At 35.4% G+C, this 18053-nt stretch carries 12 protein-coding genes and 5 pseudogenes; 6 read left to right on the forward strand and 11 right to left on the reverse strand.

Translation table 11 applies throughout. The annotated features are described in order from the left end of the window. Window positions 1-93 precede the first annotated feature (93 nt). The 4 genes and pseudogenes from ACEWFJ_RS04010 to ACEWFJ_RS04025 form a co-directional block, all read left to right on the forward strand. Window positions 94-1098, forward strand: coding sequence for a glycosyltransferase family 2 protein (locus tag ACEWFJ_RS04010; protein ID WP_473690563.1), 1005 nt, complete (start codon window positions 94-96; stop codon window positions 1096-1098). Window positions 1099-1110: 12 nt separating this feature from the next. Beyond that, the gene (locus tag ACEWFJ_RS04015) at window positions 1111-1533 is read left to right on the forward strand and encodes a GtrA family protein (protein WP_473690565.1); all 423 of its coding nucleotides are present in this window, start codon (window positions 1111-1113) and stop codon (window positions 1531-1533) included. Between the two features lie 81 nt (window positions 1534-1614). After that, a complete protein-coding gene (locus ACEWFJ_RS04020; RefSeq protein WP_473690567.1) occupies window positions 1615-4311 on the forward strand; it encodes a YfhO family protein in 2697 nt (898 codons plus the stop codon). A gap of 128 nt (window positions 4312-4439) precedes the next feature. Continuing rightward, a pseudogene (locus tag ACEWFJ_RS04025) lies at window positions 4440-6860 on the forward strand (YfhO family protein); the annotation flags it as partial. 20 nt (window positions 6861-6880) lie between these two features. Here the strand turns inward: ACEWFJ_RS04025 and ACEWFJ_RS04030 are convergent. From ACEWFJ_RS04030 to ACEWFJ_RS04065, 8 genes and pseudogenes are all read right to left on the reverse strand, one after another. Continuing rightward, window positions 6881-8404: an O-antigen ligase family protein gene (locus ACEWFJ_RS04030; RefSeq protein WP_473690569.1), complete on the reverse strand. Its 1524-nt coding sequence runs from the start codon at window positions 8402-8404 to the stop codon at window positions 6881-6883. A gap of 12 nt (window positions 8405-8416) precedes the next feature. Further along, window positions 8417-9052, reverse strand: a complete 636-nt coding sequence (locus ACEWFJ_RS04035) for a glycosyltransferase family 4 protein (RefSeq protein WP_473690571.1) — start codon at window positions 9050-9052, stop codon at window positions 8417-8419. After that, complete coding sequence (locus tag ACEWFJ_RS04040) at window positions 9022-9249, reverse strand: glycosyltransferase family 4 protein (protein ID WP_473692345.1); 228 nt, start codon at window positions 9247-9249, stop codon at window positions 9022-9024. Before ACEWFJ_RS04040 ends, ACEWFJ_RS04035 begins: the two co-directional genes overlap by 31 nt. After that, the gene (locus ACEWFJ_RS04045; RefSeq protein WP_473690573.1) at window positions 9198-9482 is read right to left on the reverse strand and encodes a hypothetical protein; all 285 of its coding nucleotides are present in this window, start codon (window positions 9480-9482) and stop codon (window positions 9198-9200) included. The genes ACEWFJ_RS04040 and ACEWFJ_RS04045 overlap by 52 nt, the downstream gene beginning before the upstream one ends. After that, window positions 9475-9891, reverse strand: coding sequence for a lipid II flippase MurJ (locus tag ACEWFJ_RS04050; protein ID WP_473690575.1), 417 nt, complete (start codon window positions 9889-9891; stop codon window positions 9475-9477). Before ACEWFJ_RS04050 ends, ACEWFJ_RS04045 begins: the two co-directional genes overlap by 8 nt. After that, complete coding sequence (murJ, locus tag ACEWFJ_RS04055; RefSeq protein ID WP_473690577.1) at window positions 9888-11030, reverse strand: murein biosynthesis integral membrane protein MurJ; 1143 nt, start codon at window positions 11028-11030, stop codon at window positions 9888-9890. Before murJ ends, ACEWFJ_RS04050 begins: the two co-directional genes overlap by 4 nt. A gap of 211 nt (window positions 11031-11241) precedes the next feature. Continuing rightward, complete coding sequence (locus ACEWFJ_RS04060; protein ID WP_473690579.1) at window positions 11242-11832, reverse strand: biotin transporter BioY; 591 nt, start codon at window positions 11830-11832, stop codon at window positions 11242-11244. A 50-nt stretch (window positions 11833-11882) separates the two neighbouring features. After that, window positions 11883-12625: pseudogene (locus ACEWFJ_RS04065) on the reverse strand (DUF3298 and DUF4163 domain-containing protein). Between the two features lie 94 nt (window positions 12626-12719). Between ACEWFJ_RS04065 and ACEWFJ_RS04070 the strand changes: the two are divergent. After that, a pseudogene (locus tag ACEWFJ_RS04070) lies at window positions 12720-13097 on the forward strand (hotdog fold thioesterase); the annotation flags it as partial. Window positions 13098-13358: 261 nt separating this feature from the next. Here the strand turns inward: ACEWFJ_RS04070 and ACEWFJ_RS04075 are convergent. Together ACEWFJ_RS04075 and ACEWFJ_RS04080 are read right to left on the reverse strand one after the other, a co-directional pair. Further along, a pseudogene (locus tag ACEWFJ_RS04075) lies at window positions 13359-14734 on the reverse strand (glycine--tRNA ligase). 401 nt (window positions 14735-15135) lie between these two features. Beyond that, the gene (locus tag ACEWFJ_RS04080) at window positions 15136-15819 is read right to left on the reverse strand and encodes a DNA alkylation repair protein (protein ID WP_473690581.1); all 684 of its coding nucleotides are present in this window, start codon (window positions 15817-15819) and stop codon (window positions 15136-15138) included. A 140-nt stretch (window positions 15820-15959) separates the two neighbouring features. Between ACEWFJ_RS04080 and ACEWFJ_RS04085 the strand changes: the two genes are divergently transcribed. After that, window positions 15960-16448, forward strand: a complete 489-nt coding sequence (locus ACEWFJ_RS04085) for a hypothetical protein (RefSeq protein WP_473690583.1) — start codon at window positions 15960-15962, stop codon at window positions 16446-16448. A 112-nt stretch (window positions 16449-16560) separates the two neighbouring features. On the opposite strand, the pseudogene ACEWFJ_RS04090 reads toward ACEWFJ_RS04085, so the two are convergent. Beyond that, a pseudogene (locus ACEWFJ_RS04090) lies at window positions 16561-17885 on the reverse strand (ArsB/NhaD family transporter). Window positions 17886-18053 lie beyond the last annotated feature (168 nt).

An 18053-nucleotide genomic window follows, 5' to 3' on the forward strand; every position in this document is an offset into this window, starting at 1 on the left:
TATTCTAAGGAAAACATCCAATTTACTATGTCTAATCTGTGCTTATAAATTGTTCTTTACTTGGAAAATTTGAAAAAGAAAGGGGTACCTACTTTGAAGACCATTACAATTTTAGTACCGGCCTACAATGAAGAAGAAGTGTTAGATCAGTTGTATAGTCGGTTGACAGGAGTAATTGAGTCGGTGCCAAATTACGACTTTGAAATTTTATTTGTGAATGATGGAAGTAAAGATAATACATTAAATATTATTAAAGAGTTTCGAGTACGCGATAAACGCATTTCTTATGTAGATTTATCTCGTAACTTTGGAAAAGAAACAGCAATGATTGCCGGACTGGATCATGCAATGGGAGATGCGGTTATCATTATTGATGCTGATTTACAAGACCCACCGGAATTAATCCCGGAAATGATTCAATATTGGGAGCAAGGCTATGATGACGTTTATGCAAAAAGACGTTCTCGTGCAGGAGAATCTTGGGCGAAAAAATGGACGGCTGGGAAATACTATAGTCTATTAAAGAAAACAACAAGAATCCCAATTCAAGAAAACACAGGAGATTTTCGTTTACTGGACAGACGCTGCGTGGAAGCATTAAAGAAAATTCGTGAAACACAGCGCTATACAAAAGGAATGTTCAGTTGGATTGGCTACAATAAGAAAGAAATTTTATTTGACCGCGATCCGCGCGCAGCTGGTGAAACGAAATGGAATTACTTTAAATTAATGGATTTAGCAATCGAAGGGCTTACATCCTTTACTACGTTCCCATTACGTCTTGCATCTTTCACAGGGTTTACCGTATCATTCTTTGCATTTTGTTACATTGTGTGGATTATTATTAAGACGATGATGTATGGTGAACCGGTAAGCGGCTATCCATCTATGATGACAGCGATTTTATTCATCGGCGGCGTACAGTTAATCGCAATTGGAATTATCGGTGAATATTTAGGACGTATCTTTAACGAAACGAAAAATCGTCCACTATACTTTGTAGATGAGTATAATGATGATAAAGTAACAAATTTGGATGAAAAGCCGACAGCAAAGTTATATCGCGTAGAAGATCATAAAGTAAAATCAAATCGTTAGGAGATTACAAACGTGAATAACAAAACGAAGGAAATCTTTAACTATTTGGTTTTTGGCGGTTTAACGACGCTGGTCAACATTGTTACGTATTATGTTTGTGCAACTTTAGCTGGAATGGATTACAAAGTTGCCACGACAATTGCATGGATTGTATCTGTGTTGTTTGCGTATATTACAAATAAAAAATATGTATTTAGCAGCCAACAAACAAGCTTTGCCCATGCCATGAAAGAATTCTTCTATTTTATGGGCTTTCGCGTAATATCTTATTTCATAGATATCTTCTCCATGATTGCATTAGTCGAATGGTTAGGTATTAATGATTTAGTATCTAAGATTATCGCGAATGTTATTGTTGTAGTTGTTAACTATTTTGCAAGTAAATATATAATTTTTAAAAAGAAGGCCGAAGTTAAAGAAGGCCAAAATGCATAAAAAACAAATAGCTTGGCTATATGCCGGCTATTGTTTTTTATACATATATATTTTGAACTAGGAATAACATGGAGGCGTATAATGCAACAACTGTTAGATTTATTTAAGAAAAAGAAATTTTTGTACGCATTAGCTTTTTTCCTTCCGTTTTCTATTTATGGTGTAATGTTTATACTGCTTGGTATTGCTCCATTTGGAGAAAAGTCAATTCTTGTTACTGATTTGCACACACAGTATGTACAGTTTTACACATATTTATATGATGTTATGAAAAATGGAAAAAGCATTTTTTATAGCTGGGAAGGCGGAATGGGACTAAACTTCCTTGGCGTATTTGCCTATTATTTAGCAAGCCCGTTTTCTATTTTAATTCTCTTTTTTGATCGTGCTCATATTCCAGAAGCGATTATGGTCATGACATTATTAAAAGTCGGGTTAGCTGGTATGACAATGACGCATTATTTAAGTCACATGATGAAGCGTCGTGATATTACAATTGCAGTATTCTCAACTTTTTATGCATTAATGTCATTTGTAACAGTCTATTCTTTCTGTGTCATGTGGCTAGATGCAATTTATCTACTTCCACTCATTATGCTTGGAATTGAGAGGTTGCTGACGACTAAAAAATACGGATTGTTTATTTTTAGTTTAGCTCTTACATTTATTACAAACTTCTATATTTCGTATATGGTTGGAATCTTTACATTTATTTACTTTATCGTGCGTTTTTGTGTCCTTTATGACATTCGCAATGTAAAGCAATTCTTTCAAAAGTTTGTATGGTTCTGTATTGGGACAGGTTTAGCAGTTGGAATGTCAGCATTCATCACGATCCCAACGTATTTGGACTTAAAGAGCAATTTTGCGGAACGTGCGAAAATTCCATTTTCTACATCGTTTAATTTTGACCCATTTGACTTTTATAGTCGTTTCTTTAATGGAGTTGTAGATACAACGGTTAATGGAATGCCAAACGTTTATGCTGGTGTATTAACAGTATTGCTTGTACCATTGTTCTTTGTAACAAAGAAGATTTCATTAAAAGAAAAAATTGCGTATGGGGCAGTGATGCTGTTTTTAGTTATTTCTTTTGAAATACCGTTTTTAAATATTGCTTGGCATGGTTTTGAGCCGCCAACGAATTTCCCGTATCGTTATTCGTTTGTATTTTCATTTTTGCTTGTTTATGTAGCTGCTCGAACATTTATGATATTTGGGGAAGACTTATTACCAGCATTAAAAAAAGTAGTTTTCTTCAACATATTTATGATCATTTTACTTGGGAAAGTAGCACCTTCTTATATGCAATCCAATAAAATGATGGCAAACATCTTTTTGGTTGTTGTTTATGCGTTGTTACTATACTTAAAGGTTCGACTAAAAAACAAAAAAGCATTAGTATCTTTTGCCTTGTTAGCTATAGCCTCGCTGGATGTTGCACTGAATACAATGTATTCGATTAAGCTAATGGGTTATGAGTATGGTTACATTAATCGTCAAGAATATGCATCCCCATATCCGGGATATGAAGAAACGATTCAAAAAGTAGCTGAAAAAGATCCAGGGTTATATCGCATGGAAACAACAATGGGGAGAACCTGGAATGATGCGATGCGCTTTGGATATAAAGGGATTACTCATTTCAATTCTGTTGCGAATGGGCATTTGAATTTATATATGCAAGATTTAGGTTACGGTTATTTGGACGCATTAATTTTACAAAACGGCAAAGGAATTGTTTCAACTGATGCCCTGTTTGGTATGAAATATATGATTTCGGATAGTCCATTAAATAAATATGGTTTTGAAAAAATCGACAGTGTCGGTGACTTCTCCATATATGAGAATAAAAATGCCCTTCCGTTTGGCTATATGGTCAATAAAGAAGAGTTTGATACAAAAGGAAAAGATAAGTTAAAGGTTCAAAAATACAATTATACAAACTCATTTGAAGAGCAAAATAAACTAATTGGCAAGTTAAATGGACAAAGTGTTGAATATTATAAAGCGCTTCAACCGGTTTCTGTTCAATATAACAACTTACAAGTAGTAGAAACAGAAAAAAGCAAGAAGCAACTTGCTAATGAAAAGCAAAAAATGGCTCTTACAAACCAAAAACCAATCGAATTGGCAAAACTGCAAGATGATAAGCCAGCGAGTATTAAATACGTGTTTGATGTTAAAGGAAAACAGCAGTTATATACAAAATTGCGTGTGAACCCAACTGGTGTAACAAAGGTTTACGTAAATGGAAAAACATTAGGTAAAACAATTGGTGAGGGACCGGATAGCGACTTATCTAATTATCCAGAGTATTATTGGAACAATGGTATTCTTGACTTGGGCTCTTTTGAAAATGAAAAAGTGGAAGTAGAAGTGCAGGTAAAACCTCATTCCATTGAATTAGATCAACAATTGTTCTATGGACTTGATGTAGATACATTTGAAAAACGGGTAGATGAATTAAAACAACAGCCGTTGAACGTAACAAACTACACGGGTCGCAGTGTTGAAGGAAAGATTGATGTAAAAGAAGATAATTTCCTTTTCTTATCTATTCCATATGATAAAGGATGGAAAGCAACAGTTGATGGAAAAGATGCAAAAGTACTGAAATTAAATGATGCATTTCTTGGAATAGAACTACCAAAAGGTACGCATACAATTGAATTGAAGTATACATCCCCAGGATTTACAGTAGGGGTCATTGTTTCTGTTATCAGCTTACTAGCAACGGTTTTTCTTTGCTTTATCGTGCTGAAGAAGAGGAAGTAAAATGAAAGAGGATCCTCTCTAAGTAGGGCTAACAGAGCCTACTTAGAGAGGATTTTTATATATTCGCTTACGTCAAGAAACAGCAAGTACGCAAGAGGAAAATAAAAATAAAACAGGAGCGTAAAATAATGAAAAAATTAAGAAGTCTGTATGGCGTTCTGTTCTTTTTCGTTCCATTCTGTATATTACTTATATGCTATGCTTTGTTCGGTGTGTATCCGTTTGGAAAGTATTCAATATTAATTAGTGATTTAAACACGCAATATGTTCAATTTTATTCTTATTTACATAGCGTATTTACAGAAGGGAAGAGCTTACAATATACAATTGAATTAGGCGGGGGACTTAACTTTCTCGGGACATTCGCCTACTATTTAGCAAGCCCGTTTTCTGTTCTTCTTTACTTCTTTAATAAGGAAAGCATTCCAGAATTTATTTTTCTTATCACACTTTTAAAAGTGGGATTTGCAGGATTAACATGTGGTTGGTTTTTACGTTATGTGATAGGGAAAGAGCATAAAGGGTTGTTACTGTTTTCAACTGCTTATGCATTGTCAGGTTATGTTATGGCCTATTCGTTTCATGTCATGTGGCTAGATGGTGTCGTGTTCCTACCGGTTGTTTTAATTGGAGTTGAAAAGCTTTTACGAGACAGAAAGGTTATTTTCTTTACGGTTGCATTAGCGATTATGTTTATCGCTAATTTCTATATTTCATTTATGTTCGGGATTTTTACATTCCTTTATTTTATCATTCGACTCTTTTCACAATATAAGTTTCGAGATATAAAAACATGGGGGAAATATTTTCTGTTGTTTTGCATTGGAACGGGACTAGCTGTTGGAATAGGATCTGTAATTATTTTTCCAACTCTTGGAGCGTTAAAGAGTAACCCATATAGTATCAGTTCAATGGACTTCAAATTAGAATGGAATCTTAATTTACTTGATTTTTATTGGAAGCTATTATCTGGAGGATATGATTCAAGTTTATTTGGTGCTCCTAATGTATATGCGTCCACATTAGTATTAGTATTATTACCTTTATACTTTGTTAATAAAGAAATTAACAAGAGAGAAAAATTCTTATCTATATTTGTATTTTTGTTCTTAATTTGCAGTTTTGCAATTCCATTTTTAAATTTAGCTTGGCATGGGAATAAGCCACCAAATGCGTACCCACATCGTTTTGCCTTTGTATTTGTTATGTTAACAATTTTTATGGCAGCCAGAGTATTTCAACATATGAATCGAAAATATGTTGTGCCATTATGGATTAGTTACATCGTACATCTTATTCTACTCTATTCATTATCAGTGAAAGGATATAAAGCAGTTCATAACGATATACTGCTTACAAACGCTCTTTTTATTACGGTTGTTGTTATCGTATTGCATATTCGTATGATGAAACCATCATTATCAAAATTAACAACAGGATTATTGTTCATTTGTTTAATAGTTGATGTTGGTTTTAATACAAATAACTACATTCATGGTCTCCATAAAGAAATGACTTATGCAAAGCGGAAAGAATACGAACTGAATAAAACTGCTAAACAAGCTATTCAATATGTAAATGAAATCAATACAGAGCGGTCTCGTGTAAGTTCTCAATATTTTCGAACGCTAAATGATTCATTACAATATGATTATCCATCTTTTCAAACATTTAATTCGATGGCAAATGGATCATTTCATCGCTTTTTAAAGCAGACAGGGTACTCAACGTCTCCCGATTTTTTAGTAGCAAATAATCATGGTGACACATTGTTATTAGACGCTATTTTAAAAATTGGATATAGAATTGAAGATGGTAGTATACCGAAATATGGGTACGAGAAAATAAAACAAATTGGTTTTGCTAATGTGTTTAAGGATAACAATATTATTCCATTCGGCTATCCGGTTGAACGTATACCTTCTAAAGATGAAAAGAATCCTTTTGTTTTTCAAGAAAAGCTGGTTGGTGCAAAAGAAGGAACGCTATTTAAAAAGCTAGCAGACCCAAAAATTTCGCTAAAAAATATGGCCGCTGTTTCAGGAGAAGAAGGAATATATGAAAGAGTTAATAAGGTAGAGCCGGGATATATTACGATTCAAGTAAGTATACCAAAAGAGGTTCAATTATATGGATTAGCTGATGGAATTGAAAAGTGGAAAGAAATCGTAGTGAATGACCAGTATACGTGTTACTTACCGCCTGATCCAGAAAAATCTATAATTGATTTTGGATACTTCCCAACAAAAGGGATTACAACAATGAAGATAAAGGTTGAGGACGAAGATGTCTTCTCATTAAAAGGGCTCCAGTTTTATGGATTAGATATAGACAAATTTAATGAGACGGTAAAAGAATTACAAAAGAGCACAATGAAAGTTACTGAAAACAAAGGAACAACAATAAAGGGAAATATAGCATTAAATAATGAATCTACATTTGTATTTCCGATTCCTTATGATGCTGGCTGGTCCGTTACAATTGATGGGAAAGAGCAGCCTACAGAAAAAATTGTGGATGGTTTATTAGGAGTCAAGGCGAACGCTGGTGACCATGAAGTTGTACTTACTTACCATTCTCCAGGTTTAAAACTAGGTATCAGTATTTCTGTTGTGAGTGTCATCCTTACTGTATTATTTGCTATTGTACAGACAAGGATGTTACGGAAAAAACGTAGAATAAGAAATGAAAAATAAAGAAAAAAGCTACTGAATTCTTCAGTAGCTTTTTTTGTACGGTGCTGTATATACCCAGTTGTTAAAAAGAAGTACAACATAAATGAAGCATTTTCTAATATGTTATAAAATGCGCTGCCAATAATTACTCCAACTATTAAATATAAAACAAGAGGAGCGAATGTTAATTCTTTCCTGTATTTCCAAAGAAGAGAAACGAACCCAAAGGCGAATCCCGCACATAAGAGTACGCCTATTATACCTGTTTCAGCAAGTATTTGAATGTATTGATTATCGGAATAGAAGTCCCATGTAATCTTATAGTGTTTATAAATAGGCGATGAGAAAGTTTGCGTAGCAGCATCACCAAATGTTCCAAATCCATAGCCGGTAATTGGTTTATCTTGAAAGATTTCAACTGCTTTTTTTACATAGTAAATGCGCCCATCTTGTTTACTAAGTTCAACTGTGTCTTCTGAGAGTGCTTCTGTAAATCGTTTTACACCCATTCTCTCTCCCTCTAAATAGTTCGTCATTTTGGAGATGCATGAAGCGCATAGGAATGACACAAGAGCGATTACTAGCAGTGATTTCCAATTTGAAAATTTCCGGTTGATGCATAAATAGACAACTAAAAAGACAGTAATTGTTAGAAATGCACCACGTGAATATGTGAGCCATAATGTTGTGGCAATGAGTGTGAGCCCTATATATGTGACATATTTCATTTTTCCTGATACGTTTCGAAGAACGTATAGTGAAATAAGAAAAGCTAATATCAAATATAGTGCCAATTCATTTGGGCCGCCCGCCATTCCGTATATCCGAATTTTGTTTGTTGGAGCAAGCACAAGATGTTTCCAAGCTTCTGGCAAAAACATGGTTCGCAATGATAGTTTCTCAATCAGCCCCTGTATAGACATAATGACAGAAGCAATGAAGGTGATTTGCGCAAAAAATAATATATCCTCATCGTGAATGGTGATACGAGAAGCGATATAGTATACAAAATAAAATAGAAGCAGTGTGTGTAATTGCATAGCAATTGCGACAAGTGAAACACCATGCGATAGACCGATTGCAGCACCAAACAAGCAGAAAAGAAAATATAATATTTCAAAGTATCGGAATGAAAAAAGCTGTGAAATATTATGTCGGTACTGCCATAATAGACGCAATAAGAGAGAAATAATGATGAATAGACCGATAAACTTTAGCCCAGGATTATAAGCAACGAGAAAGGGGCGCATCGGAATAAACATTAGTAAATAAGCAATACCGAGCTTTTCATCTCGAAAAGCAGCACATGCTAGTGCGACAGAAATGAAAAGTCCGGTATAAGTTGATGGAAACAGTAATCCCAATATAACGAAGAAGATACTTGCCCATATATAGTAGAATCGAGTTGAATGTGTCATATATATCCTCCTTTAACATGATGATGGTGTGCGATAAATTGCTGTAACTTCCTTTAACATTTTTGAAAAAGTGAAGTTTTGTAAGTAATGTTCGCGTCCACATTCTGCTAAGGAATGATATAACTTTTCATCTTGTAATAATTGTGCTAAAGATGCAGCCAATGTTTCTTCCGATCCATACGGTATTAATAAACCCGAATGATTATGAACAATTACTTCTGGCAAACCACCGACATTTGTTGCAATAACAGGTTTTTTCATAGCAATTGCTTCAATAGCGACATAGGATAATCCTTCATTTTCTGATGGAATCACAATAATGTCATGTTTTGTATATTCTTTTATAATGTCGTCTTGAAAGCCTGTTAATGATACATGTTCACATAGTGATAACTCTTGAATCATCTCTGTTAACTCTTCTTTTAACGGTCCTTCACCGATAATATCACAATGCCATTGTAAAGATGGATGTAGTGCTTTTAGCTCTTTCAAGCCTTTTAATAAGAATAGTTGTCCTTTTTCTTTGCTAAGCCTTCCGATAACAGCTATTTTTTTTGGGTGATGCTGAGAAAGAGAGGCATCTATATACGGATCTGCAACGCCGTTATAAATGACCTTTATCTTTTTTCTGGTACGCCCTTTTGACATAGCTGCTCCTTCATAAATTGAGAGATGCAAATGATAGCATCATTATAGCGGGTAAAAAAGGAATTGCTCCACTTTAGGTGAAATGACATCGGCACATTTACGTGGTATGTCCAAATAACCCGAATAGGAGCACCTAATAATTTGGCTAGAATAGCGATATAATTTTCACGTAAAAACTGTGCATGAACAATATCGATTTTTTCTTTTTTATAATTTTCTTTAACTGCATAGCAGCTTGTATATCAAAAGGATGACGCATTTTGATTTGATACATCGGTACGTTTAGTTGTTCAAACTTTTTTAAGAAAGGACCAGGGATAGAGTATACAAGGATACAGTGTTCTGGACCAACGGATTCCATTAAATCTAGAACGTATTTTTCGGATCCGCCATCCCCGATATAATTTAAAAGGTACATAATTTTATTCATTTATATTCTTCCTTTTACCTAAAAATAGCGACAGCAATTGTTGTAGCTCCTTTATCTTTAATATATAAGTAACGAGTAAGTAAACGATGGCACCAATTGCTATTGCTAATAAGATAAGCAACTTTGTATCGTGTGAGAAATGAAGCAGCAGTTTAGAAGCATACAAACTTACAAAAGATGCAACAATACATTTAAGTAAAAAGCCACCGTAGTGCGAGCTTACCTGTTCTTTCTCTTTCATGAATTTTCGGAGCATCCATAATAGCATGAGTACAGTGCTGGCTGATGCTATTGAAGTGGAAAGAGCTGCACCAGCTAAACCAATTTGGTTAACGAGTATAATGCATAATATAACATTTATAATCATGGAAATAATCGATGCATACATAATGTATCGATTCAGTTTCAAAGAAAAAGCAAGCGATCAAGTAAGTCTTTTAAAGGCTGCATGAGGGCAGCTAACGCATAAAATTGCAGCGCGGTTGCTGTCATTATGATAGAATCTTCCCCAAATGCACCATAGTTATAAACAACTTTGACAATTTCCTCTGTAAAAAAGGTGAAATAAATAAAAACAGGAATAAACAAATATAACAGCACCTTTATATTTGTTTCCATTAATTTTGTGAAGTCTTTCCAGTTCGAATGATTTACGTATTCGACAAATTTAGGATACATAACTGTTAAAACAGGAGCAGCAATTAACCCAAGCGGAATAAAGTATAGCTTTTGGGAGTAATTAAGAGCTGCGATGGATCCTTCTTGTAATCCGGAGACTAGTGTACGATCTACAAGTAGATTAATTTGAACAGACATACTTGTAATAAAAGCAGGAATGCTCAAAGATATCATGGTTTTTAAAGAAGGATCTTTCCAATCGATTACAAATTGATAGCGATATCCTTCACGCTTGGAGGCGAAATAAACGAGTATATTTTGTACGATGTTTCCGACAATAACACCTAATGCTAGTGCATAAATTCCTATCCATTGTACAAGGCAAATAAAAATAATAAGTGTAATACCGTTTAATACAACCCATTGCATACTCGTAATACGAAATTTATGTAAACTGTTCAAATAAGCATTAAAAATATCAATCATGAATGTACAAAATACAGTCGGAAAAATAATTTGCAATAGATGAGCCGATAATAAAGCTGTTTGCTCAGGGAGCCCATGCGCAAATATTGAAATGAAGAAGCGGGGCTGTAATTCAATGAGCAAAAGCGGAATGAAAAAAATAAGTAGAACTATGTTTAAAAAGTTATTCATAAATCGATATGCTTTATGTGGATCTTTTCCTTTTAACTCCATAAAGATAGGAATGAAAGAAAAGGCGAAAGCCCCTGTAATACCAGTGAAAACAATAGTTGGTATATTTAAAGCTACAACGTATGCGTCAACGGAATAATTTGTACCGAAATAAGCTCCAAGTGTTACTTCTTTTGTAAATCCAAGTAGTTTTCCTAAAGCTGTCCCAAGGGTGAAAAATAGTGTTACAATGAGAAATCTTTTTGTATTGTCTTGAGATGCCTCTCTACTCATTTATAATCAATTCCTTATTTAAATTTAATTCTTTTTCAAGCATAATTTATTTGTATGTAAAAATCAAATATATCTTGGTAACGTAAAATGTTTCCCAATTAAAAAAGGATATCACCCAATAGGGGCGGATATCCTTTTTAGCTCGCAATAAAAGACCGTAATAATTCTCGCCTCTTATAACAAAACAATAGTATGAAATAACGGTTTCACCTTATGAAGCAAGGCGACTATTCTGATAGGCAGAACGGCGAACAGCATAGTATATACGAGGTGCAATAACTGCACCGATCATTGTAAAGATGATATCTTTTACAGCAAACCACATCATAACTTTCCAAGCTGCTGCATAGCTAATATGACCGCCTACCCAATTGTTTATAGCTAAGTACATATAAGTCGTTCCAATAATATAGACAAGAATGATTCCGACAGCAGAAGCAGTAGCAAATGTACCGAATTTTGGGTTTTTGACTTGCTCAACGATTTTACCTGTTACATAAGCAACAACAATGAAAGAAAGAATAAATCCGCCAGTTGGGCTTAATAGAGTACTAAATCCAGCTTGAAAGCCAGCGAATATAGGTGCTCCTGCAATTCCAACTAGTGTATAAACAATCATAGATAAGGCCCCGATTCGGCTTCCAAGAAGAAGACCAGCTAAAATAGCAAAGAATGGCTGCATAGAAAGCGGAATACCTGCAACTTGTAGAAATGGTGCCCAAGATGTAATATTTGCGCCAATTGCCATAAGTGCGACAAACATTGCAGCTAAAGCTAAGTCTGATGCACGAAGTTTATTCATAATGTTAACCTCCGATTGTTTTGTAGTTAACATTATCGTACTGAATTCATCTATGCATTGTCAATTAGAATATTTTGATATTTTGGCTTTAATACTTCACGAAGTAATGTATATGGAATCCGGAATTGTGGGATACCACTTGCGTACGGCGCAATTTCGTACAGCGGGAAATAAATCATGAGATGATCTTGTTCTAAAACGTATTTGAGTTTTTTTCGTTCATCGCTTTCTCGGCAGCATCTGGGAAGAAGTTCTCCTTATTTTGCTCAATTTGTCTAACGATTTCTGTCTTAATGATTGTTTCATATTGACTATCTTTTTGAAATAAGTCTGCTAAGCGGAGAGGTTTGTTTTTCTCTACATCAAATGTATTTGCTTTCCACTCGTACATGCCATGAGCGCCACCCGTATATTGATAGCGATTTACATATAGACTGAGCAATGGGAATTTATTTAATCCTACTTTGTAGTCAACATTCGCGATATATGGATGAAATGGAGCATCTGTCTCTTTTGATTGTTCATAATATGTTTTTGCATCTTTTTCTAAGTTCTTTTTAAACTGGTTCGTGCTTTTTTCATAATACGTATTTAATTTCTTTTGAAATTGTCCATCTGGAATGTTATGAAATTGTGGATAGTTGAGTTGATATTCAAAATAAGGGTTCTTACCTTTTTGGGTCATAGTATGAACTTTAATTGTAAGGTTAGATGGTTGGGCTGCTATTGCATTTTTTGGTACAATAGCGATAGAGAAGTAAAAAAATAATATAATATATAATAGTTTCTTCATAAAAGGTACCTCCATGTATTATAGATTCACTGATAGTTTGAAAAGAAATAGATATTATTATGCGTTTTTTGGTAATTCGAAAGGGGATAATTGTATGCCTAAAACATTAATGGAAGCATTAGGTATTGAATTATTAGAAATGACAGAGGAGAAGGTTGTAGCGACAATGCCAGTACATGGAAGTACGCATCAACCATTTGGTTTTTTACACGGAGGAGCATCTGTTGCTCTAGCAGAAACAGTTGCAAGTGTTGGTACATATAATTTAATTGATCAAGATAAATATCTGTGCTTTGGTCTTGAAATTAATGCAAATCATTTACATTCAAAACGAGAAGGAATTGTAACAGCGATCGGAACACCACTTCACAAAGGGAAAACGACGATGGTGTGGGACATTCGAATTATTGATGAAGACAATACTTTAATTTGTATTTCCAGATGTACAGTTGCAGTGAAAGAGAAAAATAAAAACGATTGCCGATATTGGCAATCGTTTTTTTTCTTTCATGCTGTATTCATTGAACATTGTGGAAGGGTCTTTATCCCGCATTAACGGGCAGTAAAGGCTGGAGAAGAGCGGGGAAGAAAACTGCCCGTAAAAGCCCGATTGGTGAGAGCTTTCCATCAGTGAGAAAAGCGTCACTGATGGAAGTTTCACTTTATATCCTGTCGAAGCGCCGATATATTGAGAAGATGAAAAAAACGACTGCCTCAAGCAGTCGTTTTCTCATTAAAATTGAATTTTCTTCTCTAAGAAGCCTTTTAGTTCGCTAATTGGCATACGTACTTGTTCCATTGTGTCACGGTCACGTACTGTAACTGCTTTGTCTTCAACAGAGTCGAAGTCGTAAGTGATACAGAATGGTGTACCGATTTCGTCTTGACGGCGGTAACGTTTACCGATAGAACCTGTTTCATCGAAGTCCACCATGAAGTCTTTTGCAATTTCTGCGAACACTTCTTGTGCACCTTCAGATAGCTTTTTAGAAAGCGGCAGGATTGCTGCTTTAAATGGCGCTAATGCTGGGTGGAAACGAAGAACTGTACGAGAGTCGTTCTCTAATTGCTCTTCTTCGTATGCATCACATAAGAATGCTAATGTTACGCGGTCTGCGCCAAGAGATGGCTCGATGCAGTATGGTACGTAACGTTCATTCGTTTGTGGATCTACATAGTTAAAGTCTTCAGTAGAATGCTCCATATGACGGTTTAAGTCAAAGTCTGTACGAGACGCGATGCCCCAAAGTTCGCCCCAGCCAAATGGGAATTTAAATTCGATATCAGTTGTTGCGTTACTGTAATGAGATAATTCTTCTTCACCGTGGTCGCGAAGACGCATACTTTCTTCGTTCATACCAAGTGTAAGAAGCCAGTTTTTACAAGTGTTGCGCCAGAATGTGAACCATTCTAAATCGTCGCCAGGTTTGCAGAAGAATTCAAGTTCCATTTGTTCAAACTCACGTGTACGGAATGTAAAGTTACCAGGTGTAATTTCATTACGGAAGCTTTTACCGATTTGGCCGATACCAAATGGGAGCTTTTTACGCATAGAGCGTTGAACGTTTTTGAAGTTTACGAAAATACCTTGTGCAGTTTCAGGACGAAGGAAAATTTCGTTTGTGCTAGATTCTGTAACACCTTGGAATGTTTTAAACATTAAGTTGAACTGACGAATTTCAGTGAAGTCTTCGCTGCCGCAATCTGGGCATTTTACTTCGTGTTCTTTCATTAATCCAGCCATTTGATCGAAAGTAAGACCGTCAACGATCATTTCGATGCCTTTTGCATCTAAAGCATCTTCGATTAATTTGTCAGCACGGTGGCGCGCTTTACATTTTTTACAGTCGATCATTGGATCGTTGAAGTTTCCAACGTGGCCAGATGCTACCCAAGTTTTTGGGTTCATTAAAATTGCTGCGTCTAAACCTACGTTATACGGAGATTCTTGAATGAATTTTTTCCACCAAGCTTTTTCACGTTGTTTTTTAATTCGATACCAAGTGGACCGTAATCCCAAGTATTTGCAAGACCACCGTAAATTTCAGAACCCGGAAAAACAAAACCACGATGCTTTGCTAAGTTTACGATTTGTTCCATTGAAGCCATTTTCAATTCCTCCTTAAAAGGTAACGTATTGGCGATGAAGGATAGAGTAGTACTTGTAGAAGTGATGGGGAGTGAGCCGCTTCCGCTTTTCAATAAAAAAACGCTCGTCCCAAGGCTTATTCAGCCTAGGGACGAGCGTTTGCCCGCGGTTCCACCCTAGTTGACACACAAAATTGTATGTCCACTTTATATTGCATTGCTCGGGACTGCCTTTTTCCTTGCAGTTTCAGGCTTTCACCATCCCTGAATCGCTTCGTTTTTGCAAGTACTTATTTGTCCTTCATCGCTACCATATTTAAAAAATAGATGACCATATTTTATCATGTTCTCTTTTAATTCACAATAGAGAGACGTATTTAGCGTAGTATATGCAGTATCTAGTATGTAGTATAGCCCAAAAATTACTGCTCGAATACATTTTTGATATGTTTAATAGCTTCACGTTTACTAAGCGGTGCAAGATGATGTGTTTGTACGAATTCCCATACAGCTTGCGGATTTGTTTTTGCGTATTCACGAAGTACCCAGCCGATTGCTTTTTGAATGAAAAATTCTTTAGAGTGACTGAGCTGCTCGATTAACGAGAAGAGGAGTTTTATATCTGTTTTTTCTTTATACTTAAGCTGGAATAAAAGGCATGTTCGCTGCAGCCACATATTGTTAGACGCCATCCACTTTTGCACATACGCTTCGATTAAATGTGGGTGTGTCGCTAAGATGAGGCCAACAAAATGACTTGCAAGCATATCCACAGAATCCCACCATGATTTTGTAGTAATGAGCTCTTCTAAGAGTGGTAAATGTGTTTCATTTAAATGTTTGCGATATTTATCTAATAGAGTTAAAGCAACCATTTGAAATTCTCGTTCTGGCAGTGCCCATAGTTCGCGAAGAATAACAGGAAGTTCTGCTCCTTTTGGTGCCTCAGTATTTTGTAACACTTCCCGAAATAACTGTTTTCGCTCTGGGGTTTGAATGCCGAGAAATGGAAAGTGATTTTTCATATAACGTTCCATTGGTTCTGCTTTTTCCCGGTTGCGATGTGCTTCAAAGTGTTTCTGTAGGCTTTCTGTGAAAGGATGCATATATTCACTCCTTATTCTTATTTTTCTATTTAAGTGTAACGCTTTTGGGACAAGATAAAAATTTTTTTATCCACTTCTTAATACTTTCCGTTACGAATATATAGAAAAAGAACGGAACTGAGTTAAAAGGGGGTATTAAGATGGGTGACCAAGTTGTAATAGGTGGGACAGCGAATGATGGGATTATAGCCGGCTTTTTAGCGTTAGGACTTATTTTTGTTATTATCTTTTTAGTCTGGGTTGTAGCTGCTTATTTATTAACAGCATTCGCGCTGTATAACATGGCAAAAGCTGATGGGTTGGAAGATTCCTTCTTTGCGTTTATTCCATTTTTAAATTGTAAAATATGGGGAGATTTAATTGGAAAGAAATTACCGCAATTTATGCAGCCGCAAGCGGGATGGAAGTTATTTGGTGTGTATGTTGCCTGCTTTATTATCGGATGGATTCCATTTTTGCATACCATATCTTCAGTCCTATTGATTGCGTTAGGTATTTATATCGTATATTTACTATTAGAAAGATACACAACAAATGCAGTACTATATACGGTGCTACACGTTATTACATGTTCCATTTTTCTTCCGATTCACTTATTTGTAATTCGAAATAATGAACCGAGATATTAAGGATAAGAAAAAACGGAAGGGTTTCCTTCCGTTTTTTCTATTGTCTAGCTCCAGCAGCTAGCATGGTCAGTGGCTTCGCTTCTCATTCTGAGCGAGCCGCTTTCGCTTTACGTTACATTAAGTAACGGAAATAAATATAAATGTTCGAAATGATTAATGAAACAATTGTAATTGGGAAGCCAACTTTTAAGAATTCCATATAGCTAAAGCTATGTCCTTCGCGGTTTGCAATACCTGCAACGATTACGTTTGCGGATGCCCCGATTAATGTTCCGTTTCCACCTAAACAAGCGCCAAGTGCTAGTGCCCACCAGAGTACGTCGACCTGTGCATCAGATGGTGTTAAGCCGAGTCCAATTGTCATATCATTAATAAGCGGGATCATTGTTGCGACGAATGGAATATTATCAATCGTTGCAGAAGCGATGCCAGATACCCATAAAATAAGTACAGCAGCGAAAGAAATGTCACCGCCAGTTATATTTAATACTTGCTGTGCTAACGATGTAATTAAACCAATATCGATAAGACCGCCAACAAGTACGAATAAGCCAGCAAAGAAGAAAATTGTAACCCATTCTACATTAGCAAATACTTCTTCAATTTCATGCTCTTTTACACCGATTAACATTAATATCGTTGCTCCTGTTAAGGCGATAACTGCTGCATCAACGTGAAAAATAGAGTGTGTCATGAATCCGATGATTGTAAGCCCCAGTACAGTTAGTGATTTTTTCATTAGTACTGGATCTTTAATGTATTGCTTTTCATCTAGACTCATTAATTTTTTAATTTGGATTGGATCAGCTATTAATTGTTTTCTATACATGAAGTACAGCATAACTGCTGTTACTGCAATAATGATGATTACAATTGGAGCTAAGTTCACTAAGAAAGCATTAAAATCTAAATGTTTATTTGCAGAACCAATCATAATATTTGGAGGGTCACCGATAAGTGTAGCTGTTCCACCGATATTTGAGAAAATAATTTCTGATATTAAATACGGAACAGGATTTACTTGTAAAATACGTGTGATAGATAGCGTAACTGGTACGACGAGAAGAACCGTTGTTACGTTGTCTAAAAAGCAGAGCCAACTGCAGTTAGTAAAGAAAGGATAATTAAAATACGAATTGGATTTCCTTTCGCTTTCTTAGCGGATTTAATCGCAACATATTGAAAGACCCCTGATTTGCTCGTAATGTTAACTAAAATCATCATACCAATGAGTAAGGTAATCGTTCCCCATTCAATATGCTTCGTAAAAGCATTATGTAAGTCAACAACTCCTACAATTACCATTAAAGCTGCACCAAGCAGTGCGATGACAGCACGGTTAACTTTTTCAGAAATGATGATGGCATATGTAACTAAAAAGACAGCAATTGCAAAATAGTATTGCCAGTTTGCAATTTCTTGTGTTGTTTCATGCAAAAATCCCATCTCCTCTCAGTAGTTTTTCTTATTGTTTGATACGATTATGTAATAAACACAATTAAAGCCATTATAAAGTAGAAAAATGTAAGATGTAAATGAAAGCAATTGTTTTGTCATATTTTCTGCACAAATGAATTGAGTTATTTTCTTATTTTTGAAAATATT

The sequence above is a fragment of the Bacillus sp. EA-CB0995 genome (assembly GCF_055814245.1).